General features: G+C 60.5%; 27 protein-coding genes. All 27 read right to left on the bottom strand.

Annotated elements, in window-relative coordinates; translation table 11 throughout:
* Positions 1 to 22: 22 nt before the first annotated feature.
* The gene (locus SJ05684_RS05740) at positions 23 to 1,033 is read right to left on the bottom strand and encodes a DNA-directed RNA polymerase subunit alpha (RefSeq protein ID WP_034859434.1); all 1,011 of its coding nucleotides are present in this window, start codon (positions 1,031 to 1,033) and stop codon (positions 23 to 25) included.
* A 104-nt stretch (positions 1,034 to 1,137) separates the two neighbouring features.
* Positions 1,138 to 1,527 (bottom strand): 30S ribosomal protein S11, encoded by a 390-nt coding sequence (gene rpsK / locus SJ05684_RS05735; protein ID WP_003536496.1) that lies wholly within the window; start codon positions 1,525 to 1,527, stop codon positions 1,138 to 1,140.
* Between the two features lie 225 nt (positions 1,528 to 1,752).
* Positions 1,753 to 2,121, bottom strand: a complete 369-nt coding sequence (gene rpsM / locus SJ05684_RS05730) for a 30S ribosomal protein S13 (protein ID WP_034859435.1) — start codon at positions 2,119 to 2,121, stop codon at positions 1,753 to 1,755.
* A gap of 231 nt (positions 2,122 to 2,352) precedes the next feature.
* Entirely contained in the window at positions 2,353 to 2,931 is a 579-nt protein-coding gene (locus tag SJ05684_RS05725; RefSeq protein WP_034859436.1) for an adenylate kinase, read from the bottom strand.
* Positions 2,928 to 4,268, bottom strand: a complete 1,341-nt coding sequence (gene secY / locus SJ05684_RS05720; protein ID WP_034859456.1) for a preprotein translocase subunit SecY — start codon at positions 4,266 to 4,268, stop codon at positions 2,928 to 2,930. Before secY ends, SJ05684_RS05725 begins: the two co-directional genes overlap by 4 nt.
* A gap of 231 nt (positions 4,269 to 4,499) precedes the next feature.
* Positions 4,500 to 4,976 (bottom strand): 50S ribosomal protein L15, encoded by a 477-nt coding sequence (gene rplO, locus SJ05684_RS05715; protein ID WP_034859437.1) that lies wholly within the window; start codon positions 4,974 to 4,976, stop codon positions 4,500 to 4,502.
* Between the two features lie 13 nt (positions 4,977 to 4,989).
* Complete coding sequence (gene rpmD / locus SJ05684_RS05710; RefSeq protein ID WP_003536508.1) at positions 4,990 to 5,193, bottom strand: 50S ribosomal protein L30; 204 nt, start codon at positions 5,191 to 5,193, stop codon at positions 4,990 to 4,992.
* Between the two features lie 12 nt (positions 5,194 to 5,205).
* Positions 5,206 to 5,775, bottom strand: a complete 570-nt coding sequence (rpsE, locus tag SJ05684_RS05705; RefSeq protein ID WP_034859438.1) for a 30S ribosomal protein S5 — start codon at positions 5,773 to 5,775, stop codon at positions 5,206 to 5,208.
* Between the two features lie 134 nt (positions 5,776 to 5,909).
* Positions 5,910 to 6,272 carry a 50S ribosomal protein L18 gene (rplR, locus tag SJ05684_RS05700; RefSeq protein ID WP_034859439.1) on the bottom strand — a complete coding sequence of 121 codons (363 nt, stop codon included), beginning with the start codon at positions 6,270 to 6,272 and terminating at the stop codon, positions 5,910 to 5,912.
* A 12-nt stretch (positions 6,273 to 6,284) separates the two neighbouring features.
* A complete protein-coding gene (gene rplF, locus SJ05684_RS05695; protein WP_034859440.1) occupies positions 6,285 to 6,818 on the bottom strand; it encodes a 50S ribosomal protein L6 in 534 nt (177 codons plus the stop codon).
* A gap of 39 nt (positions 6,819 to 6,857) precedes the next feature.
* Positions 6,858 to 7,256 carry a 30S ribosomal protein S8 gene (gene rpsH / locus SJ05684_RS05690; protein WP_034859441.1) on the bottom strand — a complete coding sequence of 133 codons (399 nt, stop codon included), beginning with the start codon at positions 7,254 to 7,256 and terminating at the stop codon, positions 6,858 to 6,860.
* Positions 7,257 to 7,268: 12 nt separating this feature from the next.
* Positions 7,269 to 7,574 (bottom strand): 30S ribosomal protein S14, encoded by a 306-nt coding sequence (rpsN, locus tag SJ05684_RS05685; protein ID WP_034859442.1) that lies wholly within the window; start codon positions 7,572 to 7,574, stop codon positions 7,269 to 7,271.
* A gap of 34 nt (positions 7,575 to 7,608) precedes the next feature.
* Positions 7,609 to 8,166, bottom strand: coding sequence for a 50S ribosomal protein L5 (rplE, locus tag SJ05684_RS05680; RefSeq protein ID WP_034859443.1), 558 nt, complete (start codon positions 8,164 to 8,166; stop codon positions 7,609 to 7,611).
* On the bottom strand, positions 8,159 to 8,470 hold the full coding sequence (rplX, locus tag SJ05684_RS05675) for a 50S ribosomal protein L24 (RefSeq protein ID WP_034859444.1): 312 nt from the start codon (positions 8,468 to 8,470) through the stop codon (positions 8,159 to 8,161). The genes rplE and rplX overlap by 8 nt, the downstream gene beginning before the upstream one ends.
* A 14-nt stretch (positions 8,471 to 8,484) precedes the next feature.
* Positions 8,485 to 8,853: a 50S ribosomal protein L14 gene (gene rplN / locus SJ05684_RS05670; protein ID WP_034859445.1), complete on the bottom strand. Its 369-nt coding sequence runs from the start codon at positions 8,851 to 8,853 to the stop codon at positions 8,485 to 8,487.
* Positions 8,854 to 9,031: 178 nt separating this feature from the next.
* Positions 9,032 to 9,268: a 30S ribosomal protein S17 gene (rpsQ, locus tag SJ05684_RS05665; RefSeq protein ID WP_034859446.1), complete on the bottom strand. Its 237-nt coding sequence runs from the start codon at positions 9,266 to 9,268 to the stop codon at positions 9,032 to 9,034.
* Between the two features lie 13 nt (positions 9,269 to 9,281).
* Complete coding sequence (rpmC, locus tag SJ05684_RS05660; protein WP_034859457.1) at positions 9,282 to 9,482, bottom strand: 50S ribosomal protein L29; 201 nt, start codon at positions 9,480 to 9,482, stop codon at positions 9,282 to 9,284.
* A 12-nt stretch (positions 9,483 to 9,494) separates the two neighbouring features.
* Positions 9,495 to 9,908 (bottom strand): 50S ribosomal protein L16, encoded by a 414-nt coding sequence (rplP, locus tag SJ05684_RS05655; RefSeq protein ID WP_034859447.1) that lies wholly within the window; start codon positions 9,906 to 9,908, stop codon positions 9,495 to 9,497.
* A gap of 38 nt (positions 9,909 to 9,946) precedes the next feature.
* On the bottom strand, positions 9,947 to 10,660 hold the full coding sequence (gene rpsC, locus SJ05684_RS05650; protein WP_034859448.1) for a 30S ribosomal protein S3: 714 nt from the start codon (positions 10,658 to 10,660) through the stop codon (positions 9,947 to 9,949).
* Positions 10,660 to 11,049, bottom strand: coding sequence for a 50S ribosomal protein L22 (rplV, locus tag SJ05684_RS05645; protein ID WP_034859449.1), 390 nt, complete (start codon positions 11,047 to 11,049; stop codon positions 10,660 to 10,662). The genes rpsC and rplV overlap by 1 nt, the downstream gene beginning before the upstream one ends.
* Positions 11,050 to 11,051: 2 nt before the next feature.
* Positions 11,052 to 11,330, bottom strand: coding sequence for a 30S ribosomal protein S19 (gene rpsS, locus SJ05684_RS05640; protein ID WP_002964358.1), 279 nt, complete (start codon positions 11,328 to 11,330; stop codon positions 11,052 to 11,054).
* Between the two features lie 15 nt (positions 11,331 to 11,345).
* Entirely contained in the window at positions 11,346 to 12,182 is an 837-nt protein-coding gene (gene rplB / locus SJ05684_RS05635; RefSeq protein ID WP_034859450.1) for a 50S ribosomal protein L2, read from the bottom strand.
* 43 nt (positions 12,183 to 12,225) lie between these two features.
* Positions 12,226 to 12,519, bottom strand: coding sequence for a 50S ribosomal protein L23 (locus SJ05684_RS05630; protein ID WP_034859451.1), 294 nt, complete (start codon positions 12,517 to 12,519; stop codon positions 12,226 to 12,228).
* The gene (rplD, locus tag SJ05684_RS05625) at positions 12,516 to 13,136 is read right to left on the bottom strand and encodes a 50S ribosomal protein L4 (RefSeq protein ID WP_034859452.1); all 621 of its coding nucleotides are present in this window, start codon (positions 13,134 to 13,136) and stop codon (positions 12,516 to 12,518) included. The genes SJ05684_RS05630 and rplD overlap by 4 nt, the downstream gene beginning before the upstream one ends.
* Positions 13,137 to 13,148: 12 nt before the next feature.
* A complete protein-coding gene (gene rplC, locus SJ05684_RS05620) occupies positions 13,149 to 13,835 on the bottom strand; it encodes a 50S ribosomal protein L3 (RefSeq protein WP_034859453.1) in 687 nt (228 codons plus the stop codon).
* A gap of 123 nt (positions 13,836 to 13,958) precedes the next feature.
* Positions 13,959 to 14,267, bottom strand: coding sequence for a 30S ribosomal protein S10 (gene rpsJ / locus SJ05684_RS05615; protein WP_003547547.1), 309 nt, complete (start codon positions 14,265 to 14,267; stop codon positions 13,959 to 13,961).
* Between the two features lie 148 nt (positions 14,268 to 14,415).
* Positions 14,416 to 15,591 carry an elongation factor Tu gene (tuf, locus tag SJ05684_RS05610; protein WP_034859927.1) on the bottom strand — a complete coding sequence of 392 codons (1,176 nt, stop codon included), beginning with the start codon at positions 15,589 to 15,591 and terminating at the stop codon, positions 14,416 to 14,418.
* Positions 15,592 to 15,651: the final 60 nt, after the last annotated feature.

The following is a 15,651-nucleotide window of genomic DNA, read 5'->3' as shown; positions in this document are numbered from 1 at the left end:
GTTCTTTCGAACGCGTGCGGCCCTAGTATTGGTCTTCGTAGCGCTTGGCGAGATCTTCGATGTTCTCCGGCGGCCAGGACGGCACTTCCATGCCGAGATGCAGGCCCATGGAAGCGAGAACTTCCTTGATCTCGTTGAGCGACTTGCGACCAAAATTCGGCGTACGGAGCATCTCTGCTTCCGTCTTCTGAATGAGGTCGCCGATATAGACGATGTTGTCGTTCTTCAGGCAGTTGGCCGAACGGACGGAAAGCTCCAGTTCGTCGACCTTCTTGAGCAGCGCCGGGTTGAAGGCGAGTTCGGTGACGGCCTCTTCCTCGGCTTCCTTCTGCGGCTCTTCGAAATTGACGAAGACCGAGAGCTGGTCCTGAAGAATGCGGGCCGCAAAGGCGATCGCGTCTTCGCCCGTGACGGAGCCGTCGGTCTCGATCGACATGGTCAGCTTGTCGTAGTCGAGGACCTGGCCTTCACGGGTGTTCTCGACCTTGTAGGAGACCTTCTTGACCGGCGAATACAGACTGTCGACCGGGATGAGACCGATCGGAGCGTCTTCGGAACGGTTGCGGTCTGCCGGCACATAGCCTTTGCCGTTGTTGACGGTGAATTCCATGCGGATTTCCGCGCCCTCGTCGAGGGTGCAGATCACGTGGTTCGGGTTGAGGATCTCGATGTCGCCAACCGTCTGGATATCACCGGCGGTTACAACGCCAGGACCCTGCTTGCGCACGACCATGCGCTTTGCGTCGTCGCCATCCATCTTGATGGCGATTTCCTTGATGTTGAGCACGATGTCCGTCACATCTTCCCGTACACCCGGGATCGAGGAGAACTCGTGCAACACGCCGTCGATCTGCACTGCCGTCACGGCAGCACCGCGCAGCGACGAAAGAAGCACGCGGCGAAGCGCATTGCCGAGCGTCAGACCGAAGCCGCGTTCGAGCGGTTCCGCAACCAACGCCACCTTGGTGCGGCCGGAAGAGGTGAACTCTACCTTGTTCGGCTTGATCAATTCCTGCCAATTTTTCTGGATCATGTTTTCTGCCTTCCGTTCGTTGCCACCATCCAATCGTGGCAACCGAGCCCCGAAGTCCGGGAGAACGCCTCAGGCGCCCCCACCGGAATGTGGAATCCATATGATCAGACGCGGCGCTTCTTGCGCGGACGGCAGCCGTTGTGCGGGATCGGTGTCACGTCGCGGATCGACGTGATCATGAAGCCCGCCGCCTGCAGCGCGCGAAGCGCGGATTCACGACCCGAACCCGGACCGCAGACTTCGACTTCGAGCGACTTCATGCCGTGTTCCTGGGCCTTCTTGGCGCAGTCCTCAGCGGCGATCTGAGCCGCAAACGGGGTCGACTTGCGCGAACCCTTGAAGCCCTTGGCGCCGGCGGACGACCAGGCAATTGCATTGCCCTGCGCGTCGGTGATGGTGATCATCGTGTTGTTGAACGACGAATTGACGTGCGCGACGCCAGACGTGATGTTCTTGCGCTCGCGGCGGCGAACGCGGGTGGCTTCCTTGGCCATTGGATCCCTTTCTTAGATCTCTGCACCGCCGTAATTCCAGCGGCTCCACCGGGAAAAGGATTGTTCGTCCCCTGCCCTGCATCTTCGAAATGCGAAGCCGACAACCGGCTCCGCGGTCATTTCGCCGAGCCCCTCAAGGCCCCGCGAAGGTCAGGCTGTCGCCTTCCCAAACTGCAAAAGGAGGCCGGCGCGAACGCCAGCCTCCCGTTTTCCCTTTTCGGGAAATTACTTCTTCTTGCCGGCGATCGCCTTTGCCGGACCTTTGCGGGTGCGGGCATTGGTGTGGGTACGCTGACCACGCACCGGCAGGCCGCGACGATGACGCAGGCCGCGGTAGCAGCCGAGGTCCATCAGACGCTTGATGTTCATCGCCGTCTCGCGGCGCAGGTCACCTTCGACCTGGTAGTCGCGGTCGATCGCTTCACGGATCTGAAGGACTTCTGCGTCCGTCAGCTGGTGCACACGACGCTCAGCCGGAATACCGACCTTCTCGATGATTTCCCGCGCGAATTTCGGGCCGATCCCGTGGATATAGGTCAGCGCGATGACGACGCGCTTTGCCGTCGGGATGTTGACGCCAGCGATACGTGCCACGTCTATTCTCCTTGCGTTCCAGTTGCCATCCGGCAATAGGTGCTTCGTTACGCGGCCTCGAAGAGCCGCTCGTTGATTGAGGTTCGAGACATGTCAAAAACGACCGTACCCGGACTTCGTTTGTTTGAAGACCGCGCCGATCGCTTCTCATATCGCGAGTTGACGCTGTCTTTGGAGGAATCGCCCGGAAAAGTCAACTCCCGGCGTTTCCATTTTGGCAAAGGCAACAGCCTAGGCCAGAATCTTCTCGATTTCGGCGCTGACCGTGTCGACATCAGCCATGCCGTCCACCGTCTTCAATTGGCCGGTGCCTGCATAATGCGCCGAAAGCGGAGCGGTCTTCGCCCGGTACTCCTCCAGCCGGCGCCGGAAGGCTTCAGGGTTGTCGTCGGAACGGACGTTTCCTCCCGCCGCCACGGTTTCCGCTACGCGATTCTCCATGCGCCGCACAAGAGCGCCCTCGTCGACTTTGAGTTCGATGACGGCGTCGAGCTTCATGCCCTTCTGCTCGAGCATCCGGTCGAGCGCAATCGCCTGCGGAACCGTCCGCGGATAACCATCGAGGATGAAGCCCTTCGCGCAATCCGGAGCTTCGATGCGGTCGGAAACGATTTCATTGACGATCTCGTCGGAGACGAGTTGCCCCGCATCCATCACCGCTTTCGCGCGCTTACCGACTTCACTCCCTTGGGCGACGGCGGAGCGGAGCATGTCTCCAGTAGAAAGCTGAGGAATGCCGTATCTCTCCGTCAGAAGCTTGGCCTGCGTTCCCTTGCCAGCACCCGGCGGTCCCAAAAAAATAAGTCTCATCGTCCCCTCTTTCCTCCGCGCAGCTTCGACTTCTTGATCAGCCCCTCATATTGCTGGGCAATGAGATGACCCTGAACCTGTGCTACCGTATCAAGGGTGACGCTGACAACAATCAAAAGCGACGTACCACCAAGGTAGAACGGCACGCCGGTCTGCGAGATAAGGATTTCAGGCAGAATACAGACGAAAACCAGGTAGAGCGCGCCGACGACGGTGATGCGCGTCAGCACGTAGTCGATATATTCGGCGGTGCGCTCGCCCGGACGGATCCCCGGGATGAAGCCGCCGTGCTTCTTCAGATTGTCGGCGGTGTCCTTCGGATTGAAGACGATCGCCGTATAGAAGAAGGCGAAGAAAGCAATCATCGCACCATAGAGCACCATATAGAGCGGCTGACCGTGGGACAGCGCGCCGACAACCGCCGTTGCCCAGTCGGGCAGTGTCGCGGTATTGGCGAAGCCGGCAGCCGTCGCCGGCAGCAACAGGAGCGACGATGCAAAGATCGCCGGGATCACGCCCGAAGTGTTGAGCTTGAGCGGCAGATGCGAAGTGTCGCCCTGGAACATGCGGTTGCCCACCTGTCGCTTCGGATACTGAATCAGCAGACGGCGCTGCGCACGCTCGACGAAAACGATCAGCGCGATCACGGCAACCACCATAACGATGATAGCAAGGATCAGCGGCGTCGACAGCGCGCCGGTCCGGCCGAGTTCCAGCGTACCGGCCAGCGCCGACGGCAGGGCCGCGACAATGCCGGCAAAGATGATGAGCGAGATGCCGTTGCCGATACCGCGCGACGTGATCTGCTCGCCAAGCCACATCAGGAACATCGTGCCGCCGAGGAGCGAAATGACGGTGGAAATGCGGAAGAACCAGCCCGGATCGTTGACGAGACCGCTGCCGCTTTCAAGGCCGACGGCAATGCCGTAGGCCTGCATCGTGCCCAGCAGCACGGTGCCGTAGCGGGTATACTGGTTGATGACCTTTCGCCCCTGCTCGCCTTCCTTCTTCAGCTGCTCGAGCGTCGGAACGACCGACGTCATCAGCTGAACGATGATCGAGGCGGAGATATAGGGCATGATGCCGAGTGCGAAGATCGCCATACGCTCGACTGCGCCGCCCGCAAACATGTTGAACAGGCCGAGAATGCCGCCGGACTGCCCCTGAAAGGCCTGAGCGAAGGCTTCCGGATTGAGACCGGGCAGAGGGATATAGGTGCCTAGACGGTAAACCAGGAGCGCACCGAGTGTGAACCAGAGCCGTTTCTTCAGATCTTCCGCTTTGGCGAAAGTCGAAAAATTCAGGTTCGAGGCGAGCTGTTCCGCTGCAGAAGCCATGCAATTCTCCGCGTGCCGAATTCCGGAAGCGGCGGGACAGCCCGGTTCCGGATCGAATAAGTCTTCTTTGCCGAAAACCTGACGCGAGGCGATTGTCGCTGCAATCGGATGCCTCACCGCGGTTTCCGTTGTGTCGCGTCGCGGCAGGCGATTCGCCGCGCTCGGACGTGAGGCTCACATATGGGAGCAAAACCGCCCGGCGTGAAGCACCCCGGGCGGTTTGTCGTAATATTATTCAGCGGCGGCTGCTGCTGCGAGCAGCTTGATCGACCCGCCGGCCTTTTCGATCTTCTCGACCGCAGACTTGGAAGCGCCGGCAACCTCGAGCGAGACCTTCGACTTCAGTTCACCATCGCCCAGAACGCGGACGCCGTCCTTGGCGCGCCGGATGACGCCCGCAGCCTTGAGGGCGGCCGCATCGACCGTCTTCGACGCATCGAGCTTGTTGGCGTCGACGGCAGCCTGGATCCGACCAAGCGACACGACAACATATTCCGAGGCGAAGATGTTGTTGAAGCCGCGCTTCGGAAGACGACGGTAGATGGGCATCTGACCGCCTTCGAAGCCGTTGATCGAGACGCCCGAACGAGCCTTCTGGCCCTTCACGCCGCGGCCGCCGGTTTTGCCGGATCCGGAACCGATACCGCGACCGACACGCTTGCGGCTCTTGGTCGCGCCTTCGTTGTCCTTGATTTCGTTCAGTTTCATTTCTGGATCCCCCTCACTTCTCGTCGACGACGCGAACGAGGTGCTGGACGGCCCGGATCATGCCGCGAACGGCCGGAGTATCCTCCAGCGTGCGAACCCGGTGCATCTTGTTGAGGCCCAGGCCGACGAGCGTCTGACGCTGTACGGCCGGACGGCGGATGGGGCTACCAATCTGCTCGACGGTAACCGTCTTTTTGGCAACTTCTTTCTTAGCCATCTGTCAGCTCCCTTATTCTTCGGAAGCAGCGCCGGCGGCAACGCGACGGGCCTGGAGCGTGGCGTACTTCATGCCGCGCTGTGCCGCGATGTCCTTCGGGTGCATCTGGTTCTTCAGGGCGTCGAAGGTCGCACGAACCATGTTGTAGGGGTTCGACGATCCGGTCGACTTGGCGACGACGTCGTGAACGCCGAGCGTTTCGAAGACGGCACGCATCGGGCCGCCCGCGATGATACCGGTGCCGGGCTTGGCCGCGCGCAGCAGCACCTTACCGGCGCCGTGACGGCCGTTGACGTCGTGATGCAGCGTGCGACCGCCACGCAGCGGCACGAAGATCAGGTCGCGCTTAGCGGCTTCCGTTGCCTTGCGGATGGCTTCCGGCACTTCGCGTGCCTTGCCATGGCCGAAGCCAACACGGCCCTTCTGGTCGCCAACGACGACGAGGGCGGCGAAACCGAAACGGCGACCGCCCTTCACCACTTTGGCGACGCGGTTGATAGCAACGAGCTTGTCGACAAATTCGCTGTCGCGCTCTTCGCGGCTCTGGCGATCTTCGCGAGAGCCTCTTCTTTCTTGTGCCATTGTCCTCTTCCTTTTTCTTTTCCGGGTGCAATCGGCAGATTGAAGAAAGGCCGCCTCGCTTCCTTAGAAATCGAAGCGACCGTGTTGATGCGAAAGTCGGCTGCGCCCGGACGTGTCTGTCCGGGCGGCGAACCTTAGAAGTTCAGGCCACCTTCGCGGGCTGCCTCGGCCAGCGCCTTGACGCGGCCGTGGTAGATGAAGGCGCCGCGATCAAAGACAACGTCCTTGACGCCCGCCTTGGAAGCGCGCTCGGCAATGAGCTTACCGACGGCTGCAGCAGCGGCCGTGTCGGCGCCCGTCTTCAGCGAAGACTTCAGATCCGTTTCGAGGGTCGAAGCGGAGGCAAGGGTCTTGCCGGCAACGTCATCGATGATCTGCGCGTAGATGTTCTTCGACGAGCGATGAACCGACAGCCGCGGCCGGCCGTTGGCCACCGCCTTGATTTGACGGCGCACGCGGCTGGCGCGACGCACAAGAGTATCTTTCCTGCTAGCCATATCGCGTGATCCTTACTTCTTCTTGCCTTCTTTGCGGACGATCCGCTCTTCGGCATACTTGACACCCTTGCCCTTGTAGGGCTCGGGGCCGCGGTATTCGCGGATTTCCGCGGCAACCTGGCCGACCTGCTGCTTGTTGATACCGGAGACGACGATTTCCGTCGGCTTCGGCACAGCGATCGTGATGCCTTCCGGCGTCTGGTAGACGACGTCGTGGCTGAAACCGAGCGCCAACTGCAGGTTCTTGCCCTGCATGGACGCGCGGTAACCCACGCCGTTGATCTCGAGCTTGCGCTCGTAGCCATCCTTGACGCCCTTGAAGATGTTCTCGATCATCGTGCGGGACATGCCCCACTTCGAGCGAGCATCCTTGGTCTGGTTGACCGGCTGAACGACTACCGTATTTTCTTCGAGCTTTACCGAGACTTCGTCGTTTGCGACGAAGAACAGTTCGCCCTTCGGACCCTTCGCCGTTACCTTCTGGCCATCGACGCTAGCCGTGACGCCTGCCGGAACCGGAACGGGTTTTTTACCGATACGAGACATTTTTATACCTGTCTGTTCGCTATGGAGATCTGCCCGGCCTTAGAAGACCGAGCAAAGAATCTCGCCACCAACATTCTGTTCGCGTGCCTGATGATCGGCCATCACGCCCTTCGGGGTCGAAAGGATGGTGATGCCGAGGCCGTTCGCGACCTGCGGAATGGACTTGACCGAGACATAAACCCGGCGGCCCGGCTTGGAAACGCGTGCGATCTCGCGGATCACGGACGCGCCTTCATAGTACTTCAGCTCGATGTTCAGCTCGGCCTTGCCGTTGCCGAATTCGACCTCGGAGTATCCGCGGATGTAGCCTTCAGCCTGAAGGACATCCAGAACGCGCGCGCGGAGCTTGGAAGCCGGCGTGCTGACGCTCGACTTGCGGCGTGCAGCGCCGTTGCGGATACGGGTGAGCATATCGCCCAAAGGATCAGTCATTGCCATGTGCCCGTCTCCTTACCAGCTCGACTTGACCACGCCCGGCACCTTGCCGAGATTGCCCAGTTCGCGAAGCGCAATACGCGACATGCGCAGCTTGCGATAGTAGGCGCGCGGACGGCCGGTGACTTCGCAGCGATTGCGGATGCGGGTCTTAGACCCGTCGCGCGGCAACTCGGACAGCTTGAGGGTTGCCTTGAACCGCTCTTCGATCGGCAACGACTGGTTCATGATGATTGCCTTGAGGGCCGCGCGCTTGGCGGCGTGGTTGGCAACCAGTTTGCGGCGGCGCTTGTTCTTTTCAACTGCGCTCGTTTTCGCCATAACAGGTATCCTTCTTTACGCTTGTCGTTACGGATTACTGACGGAACGGGAAGTTGAACTCTTTAAGCAGAGCGCGAGCTTCGTCGTCGGTCTTGGCCGTCGTGCAAACGATGATGTCCATGCCCCACATCTGATCAACCTTGTCGTAGTTGATCTCAGGGAACACAATGTGCTCCTTGACGCCCATGGCGAAATTGCCACGACCATCGAAGGATTTCGGATTGAGGCCACGGAAGTCGCGAACGCGCGGCAGGGCGATGTTCACGAGACGATCCAGGAACTCATACATCCGAACGCCGCGCAGGGTAACCTTGGCACCAATCGGCATGCCTTCGCGAAGCTTGAAGCCAGCGATGGAGTTGCGTGCGCGGGTGATTACCGGCTTCTGGCCGGCAATCGCAGCGAGGTCGGCGGCAGCAACGGACGGCTTCTTGGAGTCGCCGGTCGCTTCGCCAACACCCATGTTGATGACGATCTTTTCGAGGCGCGGAATCTGCATTTCATTGGCGTAGGAGAACTGCTCCTGCATCGCCTTGCGGATGCGCTCTACATATTCCTTCTTGAGCCGCGGCTCATAAGCGGTCTTAGCCATCGATCACTTCTCCCGAACGCTTGGCCACGCGGACCTTCTTGTCACCATCGACCTTGAAACCGACGCGGGTCGGCTTGCCGTCCTTCGGATCGGCGATCGCGATGTTCGACAGGTGGATCGGGGCTTCCTTGGTAATGATGCCGGCTTCCTGGTTCTGGGTCTGGCGCTGGTGACGCTTCACCATGTTGACGCCGCGAACCACTGCCCGGTCTTCCTTAGGCATGACCTGGATGACTTCGCCGGTACGGCCCTTGTCCTTGCCGGTGAGAATGACGACCTTGTCGCCTTTGCGAATCTTTTGCATCTCTGAACGCTCCCTTAGAGTACTTCCGGAGCCAGCGAGATGATCTTCATGTGGTTCTTGGCGCGAAGTTCGCGCGGAACCGGTCCGAAGATGCGGGTGCCGATCGGCTCTCTCTTGTTGTCGATGAGAACGGCTGCGTTGGTGTCGAAACGGATGACGCTGCCATCCGGACGGCGGATGTCCTTCGCGGTGCGAACGACAACAGCCTTCATGACGTCACCCTTCTTCACGCGGCCGCGCGGAATGGCTTCCTTGATCGAGACGACGATGATGTCGCCGATCGACGCGTATTTGCGCTTGGAGCCGCCCAGCACCTTGATGCACATGACACGACGTGCGCCGGAATTATCCGCCACGTCGAGGTTTGTTTGCATCTGAATCATGTCAGGTCGCCTTCTTGTTGTGACCAGGCCGGTTGGGCCGAAACCCCCTTGCCCGGCTTATTTTGCTCATCTCAAAGCAAAAGAACGCTCGGACTCGAGCGTTCCTCGGCTTTAATTGCGTGCTTCATACAGATATTTGCCCAAGACGCAAGGGTCAGAAAGGCAAATCCTGCAGAAATCAAGCCTGGGCGGAAACCACCGTCCAGCGCTTGTCCTTTGAAATCGGCGCGCATTCCTGGATGGAAACGACGTCGCCGACCTTGAACTGATTGTTCTCGTCGTGAGCCTTGTACTTCTTGGAACGACGTACGGTCTTCTGAAGGATCGGGTGCGCAAAGCGGCGCTCGACCTTGACGACGACGGTCTTGTCGTTCTTGTCGCTGACGACGGTGCCCTGCAGAATGCGTTTCGGCATATTCTTCTGGTCCTTAGGCCTTGGCTTCTGCCGCCTTCTGGCGGGCGATGGTTTTGATGCGTGCGATGTCCTTGCGGACTTCGTTGACACGCGAAGACTTCTCGAGCTGGCCAGTTGCCTTCTGGAAGCGCAGGTTGAACTGCTCCTTCTTCAGCTTGGCAAGCTCTTCCTTGAGTTGGTCGGCGCTCAGAGCGCGAACATCTGCGGCTTTCATGAGCTTCACTCCTTACTCTGCGATACGCTGCACGAAGCGCGTCTTGACAGAGAGCTTGGCAGCGCCAAGACGAAGTGCCTCACGGGCGATCTCTTCGCTGACACCATCGATCTCGAACATCATACGGCCGGGCTTGACCTTGCATGCCCAGTATTCGACCGAGCCCTTACCCTTACCCATGCGAACTTCCGTCGGCTTGGCGGTGACCGGAACATCCGGGAACACTCGGATCCAAACGCGGCCGGCGCGCTTCATATAGCGGGTGATCGCGCGGCGAGCCGCCTCGATCTCACGTGCGTTGACGCGGTTCGGCTCCTGAGCCTTCAGGCCGAATTCTCCGAAAGCAAGCGAGGAACCGCCCTTGGCGATGCCCTTGATGCGCCCCTTGAACTGCTTGCGATACTTCGTACGCTTTGGCTGCAACATTTTTTTACTTCTCCGATATTGGCTGCCACGCGCGAATGTTACGCGTTTTCACGACGGCGGTCTCTGCTGCCAGAGCCCTGGGAGTCACTCTCGGTCGCGCGACGCTCGGAAGCCATCGGATCGTGCTCAAGGATTTCGCCCTTGAAGATCCAGACCTTAACGCCGCAGATACCGAATGCCGTTTCGGCTTCGGCCGTGCCGTAGTCGATGTCGGCGCGCAGCGTGTGCAGCGGAACTCGGCCTTCACGATACCACTCGGTACGGGCGATTTCCGCACCGCCGAGACGACCGGCGCAGGTGATCTTGATGCCTTCGGCGCCAAGACGCATCGCCGACTGAACAGCGCGCTTCATCGCACGGCGGAAGGCCACGCGGCGCTCGAGCTGCTGGGCGATCGACTGGGCAACGAGCGTTGCATCGACTTCGGGCTTACGCACTTCTACGATGTTGAGATGCGTTTCCGAATTGGTCATTTCGGAAAGCTTCCTGCGAAGCTTCTCGATGTCGGCGCCCTTCTTGCCGATGATCAGACCCGGACGCGCCGAGTGGATGGTCACGCGGCACTTCTTGTGCGGACGCTCGATCACGACCTTGGCAATGCCGGCGGCCTTCAGCTCTTCCATGAGGTAGGCGCGGATCTTCAGGTCTTCGTGGAGCAGCTGGCCGTATTCGGCGTTGTCCGCGAACCAACGGCTGTCCCAGGTCCGGTTGATGCCGAGACGGAAACCGATCGGATTAATCTTCTGGCCCATTATGCGGCCTCCCCTGTGGCTTCCACTTCACGAACAACGATCGTCAAGTGCGAAAACGGCTTTTCAATGCGCGATGCACGGCCGCGACCACGGGCGTGGAAGCGCTTCATCACGATCGACTTGCCAACATAAGCTTCTGCGACGATGAGCGAATCAACGTCCAGATCGTGGTTGTTCTCGGCATTTGCGATCGCGGATTCAAGCGTCTTCTTGACCGTGCCTGCGATGCGCTTGCGGGAGAACTCGAGTTCGGCCAGAGCGCGGTCGACCTTCTTGCCGCGGATCAGCGCGGCAACCAGGTTGAGCTTCTGGGGGCTGACGCGGATCGTGCGCGCAACGGCCTGCGCCTCATTATCCTTCAGCCGGCGTTCGGCTTTTGCCTTGCCCATTGTTACTTCCTCTTCGCTTTCTTGTCCGCGCCATGACCGTAATAGGTCCGGGTCGGAGCGAATTCACCGAACTTGTGACCGACCATTTCCTCGGACACCGAGACGGGAACATGCTTGTTGCCGTTGTAGACGCCGAAGGTCAGACCGACGAACTGCGGAAGGATCGTGGAGCGGCGGCTCCACATCTTGATCACTTCGTTGCGGCCGCCTTCGCGAACCTTCTCAGCCTTCTTGAGAAGATAGCCGTCAACAAACGGACCTTTCCAAACTGAACGAGCCACTTGAGACTTCCTCTCTTACTTCTTGCGCTGATGACGCGAACGCATGATGAACTTGTCGGTCGACTTGTTGGAGCGCGTGCGCTTGCCCTTCGTCGGCTTGCCCCACGGGGTGACCGGGTGGCGGCCACCGGAAGTGCGGCCTTCACCACCACCGTGCGGATGGTCAACCGGGTTCATGACGACACCGCGTACGTGCGGGCGCTTGCCGCGCCAACGCGAACGGCCGGCCTTACCGTCATTGATGTTGCCGTGATCGGGGTTCGATACAGCACCGATCGATGCGAGGCAAGAGCCGTGCACGAGGCGCTGTTCGCCGGAGTTCAGGCGAAGGATCGCCATGCCCTGGTCGCGGCCGACGAGCTGCGCATAGGTACCGGCGGAGCGAGCGATCTGACCGCCCTTGCCCGGCTTCATTTCCACGTTGTGGATGATGGAGCCGACCGGGATGTACTGCAGCGGCATCGCGTTGCCGGGCTTGACGTCGACGGCCTTGTCAGAGGCGATGACCTTGTCGCCGGCGGCCAGACGCTGCGGCGCCAGGATATACGCCTGTTCACCGTCGGCATAGTTGACGAGCGCGATGAAGGCGGTGCGGTTCGGGTCGTATTCCAGACGCTCGACCGTGCCTTCGACGTCGAACTTGCGACGCTTGAAATCGACCAGACGGTAGGTTCGCTTGTGACCGCCGCCCTGGAAGCGGACGGTGATGCGGCCCAGGTTGTTGCGGCCGCCCTTGGAGGACAGGCCCTCGGTCAGCGTCTTGACCGGCTTGCCCTTGTAGAGGCCCGCCCGGTTGACGATGACCAGTTGACGCTGGCTCGGCGTCGTCGGATTGAAGCTTTTCAATGCCATTTTCTTGTTCCCTTTTGGGTTTTTACCCTAATGGGCCTATCCGTTAGAGACCGGTCGAAACGTCGATGGACTGACCCTCGGCGAGCGTTACGATCGCCTTCTTCACGTCCTTCTGCTTTCCGGCGAAGCCGCGGAAGCGCTTCAGCTTGCCCTTGCGGACGAGCGTATTCACGGCCGTGACCTTCACACCGAACAGAGCTTCGACGGCAGCCTTGATCTCAGGCTTCGACGCGCCCTTGGCGACATTGAAGACGACCTGGTTCTGCTCGGAAACCAGCGTCGACTTTTCAGTGATCGAGGGAGAGACGATCACGTCATAGTGGCGAAGATCCGTCATTTGAACCGCTCCTCCAGAGCTTCCACGGCGGCCTTGGAAAGCACGAGCTTGCCACGGCGCAGAATGTCGTAAACATTGATGCCCTGAACCGGCAGAACGTCCACGTTCGGGATGTTCTGGGCTGCGAGCTTGAAGTTGCTCTCGATCTCGGCGCCGCCGATGATCAGGGCGTTGGTGAGGCCGAGCGAAGCGAATGCGCCGGCGAGCGCCTTCGTCTTTGCTTCGTTGGCGACGAGATCGTCGAGGACGATGATCTCCTCAGCCCTCAGCTTGGCCGACAGCGCGTGGCGCAGGCCGAGTGCGCGAATCTTCTTCGGCAGGTCGTGCGCGTGGCTGCGGACGACCGGCCCATGGGCCTTGCCACCGCCGCGGAACTGCGGAGCGCGAGCGGAATGGTGACGAGCGCGGCCCGTGCCCTTCTGCTTGTACATCTTGGCGCCGGTGCGTGCGATTTCCGCGCGACCCTTGGCCTTGTGCGTGCCCTGCTGGCGCTTGGCGAGTTGCCAGCGAACAACGCGGGCGATGATGTCTTCACGGGGTTCGAGGCCGAAAATGGCGTCAGAAAGGGAAACCTTTCCCGCGTCCTTGCCCTCGAGGGTTTTGACGGTGAGATCCATTATTCGGCTCCCTTACTTCGATGCTGCAGCGCGCATACCGGCCGGGCGCGGAGCGCCATCCGGAGTGCCCGACTTAATTGCGTCGCGGACGACGATCCAGGCACCCTTGGAGCCCGGGACGGCGCCCTTGACCAGGATCAGGCCACGGTCTTCGTCGGTCGATACGACTTCCAGATTCTGCGTCGTCACGCGCGTCTGGCCCATGTGGCCAGCCATGCGCTTGCCCTTCCAGACGCGGCCCGGATCCTGGTTGGAGCCGGTCGAACCATGCGAGCGGTGCGAAACGGAAACGCCGTGCGTGGCGCGAAGGCCGCCGAAGTTATGGCGCTTGATGGCGCCAGCAAAGCCCTTACCGATCGTGGTGCCGGTCACGTCCACCAGTTGGCCGGCAACGAAATGGCTGGCCGTAAGTTCGGCGCCGATTTCGATCATGTTGTCGGCGCTGACGCGGAACTCGACAAGCTTCGCCTTCGGCTCAACGCTCGCAGCGGCAAAATGGCCGCGCAGAGCCTTCGTCGTATTCTTGACCTTCGAACGGCCGGACCCCAGCTGAACTGCGGTATAGCCGTTCTTCTCTTCCGTGCGGTGGGCCACGACCTGGCAGTTTTCCAGCCGCAATACTGTTACCGGGATATGCTCCCCGGCGTCGTTGTAGACGCGGGTCATTCCCACTTTCTGTGCAATCACACCTGAACGCATCGGTTCACGCCTCTTGTTTAGGGTTCCCGTCCGGCGCCTTGAGCACCTTCCGGTTTCCTGTTTCTGGAAGCCGTTGGAGAAGCCCCACGTACCTTCCTTGTTATTTCGGCTTGCGCCGGACCCTTAGAGCTTGATCTCGACGTCGACGCCGGCGGCCAGATCCAGCTTCATCAGCGCATCAACCGTCTGCGGGGTCGGATCAACGATATCGAGAAGACGCTTGTGGGTGCGCATCTCAAATTGTTCGCGGCTCTTCTTGTCGATATGCGGCGACCGGTTGACCGTGAATTTTTCAATCCGGGTCGGAAGCGGCACGGGCCCGCGCACACTCGCACCGGTGCGCTTGGCCGTCGACACGATTTCGCGCGTGGAGGCATCGAGGATCCGGTGATCAAACGCCTTGAGGCGGATGCGGATATTCTGGCCGTTCATTCGACTTGTCCTTGCTCGTGTTTCCGGTGTGCCCTCAGGGCACACGTTCAAAACTTCTGAAATTCGTTTCGCTTAAGCCGCTTCTTTTCAAAAATCGCAGGGACATGGGCGACCATGTCCCTGCCGAAACGGCCAAGCCGTTTTCTTCTTACTTGATGATCGAGGCGACGATGCCTGCGCCGACGGTGCGGCCGCCTTCGCGGATCGCGAAGCGCAGCTTCTCTTCCATCGCGATCGGCACGATCAGTTCGACGTCGACTGTCACGTTGTCGCCCGGCATCACCATTTCCGTGCCTTCCGGCAGCGTTACGACACCCGTCACGTCCGTCGTGCGGAAGTAGAACTGCGGACGATAGTTGGTGAAGAACGGCGTATGACGGCCGCCCTCTTCCTTCGTCAGGATGTAAGCTTCGGCCTTGAACTGCGTGTGCGGCGTGACCGAACCCGGCTTGCACAGGATCTGGCCGCGCTCGACGCCGTTGCGGTCGACACCGCGAAGCAGCGCACCGATGTTGTCGCCGGCCTGGCCCTGGTCGAGCAGCTTGCGGAACATTTCAACGCCCGTGCAGGTCGTCTTCGTCGTCGGACGGATGCCGACGATCTCGACTTCCTCACCGACCTTGATGATGCCGCGCTCGACGCGGCCGGTCACGACCGTGCCACGGCCCGAGATCGAGAACACGTCTTCGATCGGCATCAGGAACGGCAGGTCGATCGGACGCTCCGGCGTGGGGATGTAGGCGTCGACCGCTTCCATCAGCTCGCGGATCGCGTCTTCGCCGATCTTCTTGTCGGAATCTTCGAGAGCGGCCAGCGCCGAACCCTTGATGATCGGAATGTCGTCGCCCGGGAATTCGTAGGACGACAGCAGTTCGCGCACTTCCAGCTCGACGAGCTCCAGCAGCTCGGCGTCATCGACCTGATCGACCTTGTTCAGGAACACGACAATCGCCGGAACGCCGACCTGGCGGGCGAGCAGGATGTGCTCGCGCGTCTGCGGCATCGGGCCGTCGGCAGCCGAAACGACGAGGATCGCACCGTCCATCTGCGCGGCACCGGTGATCATGTTCTTGACGTAGTCGGCGTGGCCGGGGCAGTCGACGTGCGCGTAGTGGCGGTTCGGCGTCTCGTACTCGACGTGCGCCGTCGAAATCGTGATGCCGCGGGCCTTCTCTTCCGGCGCGGCGTCGATCTGGTCATACGCCTTGAACTCGCCGAAATACTTCGTGATCGCTGCCGTCAGCGACGTCTTGCCGTGGTCAACGTGGCCAATCGTGCCAATGTTCACGTGCGGCTTGTTGCGCTCGAATTTGCTCTTTGCCATCTTCGGCTCTCCGTTTCCTGATCCCTTAGAGGGGAAATCTTTTCATTCTGTTTCAGCGCG

This window comes from Sinorhizobium sojae CCBAU 05684, assembly GCF_002288525.1.
Taxonomy (GTDB): domain Bacteria; phylum Pseudomonadota; class Alphaproteobacteria; order Rhizobiales; family Rhizobiaceae; genus Sinorhizobium; species Sinorhizobium sojae.
This window is presented reverse-complemented; position numbering and strand designations above follow the sequence as displayed.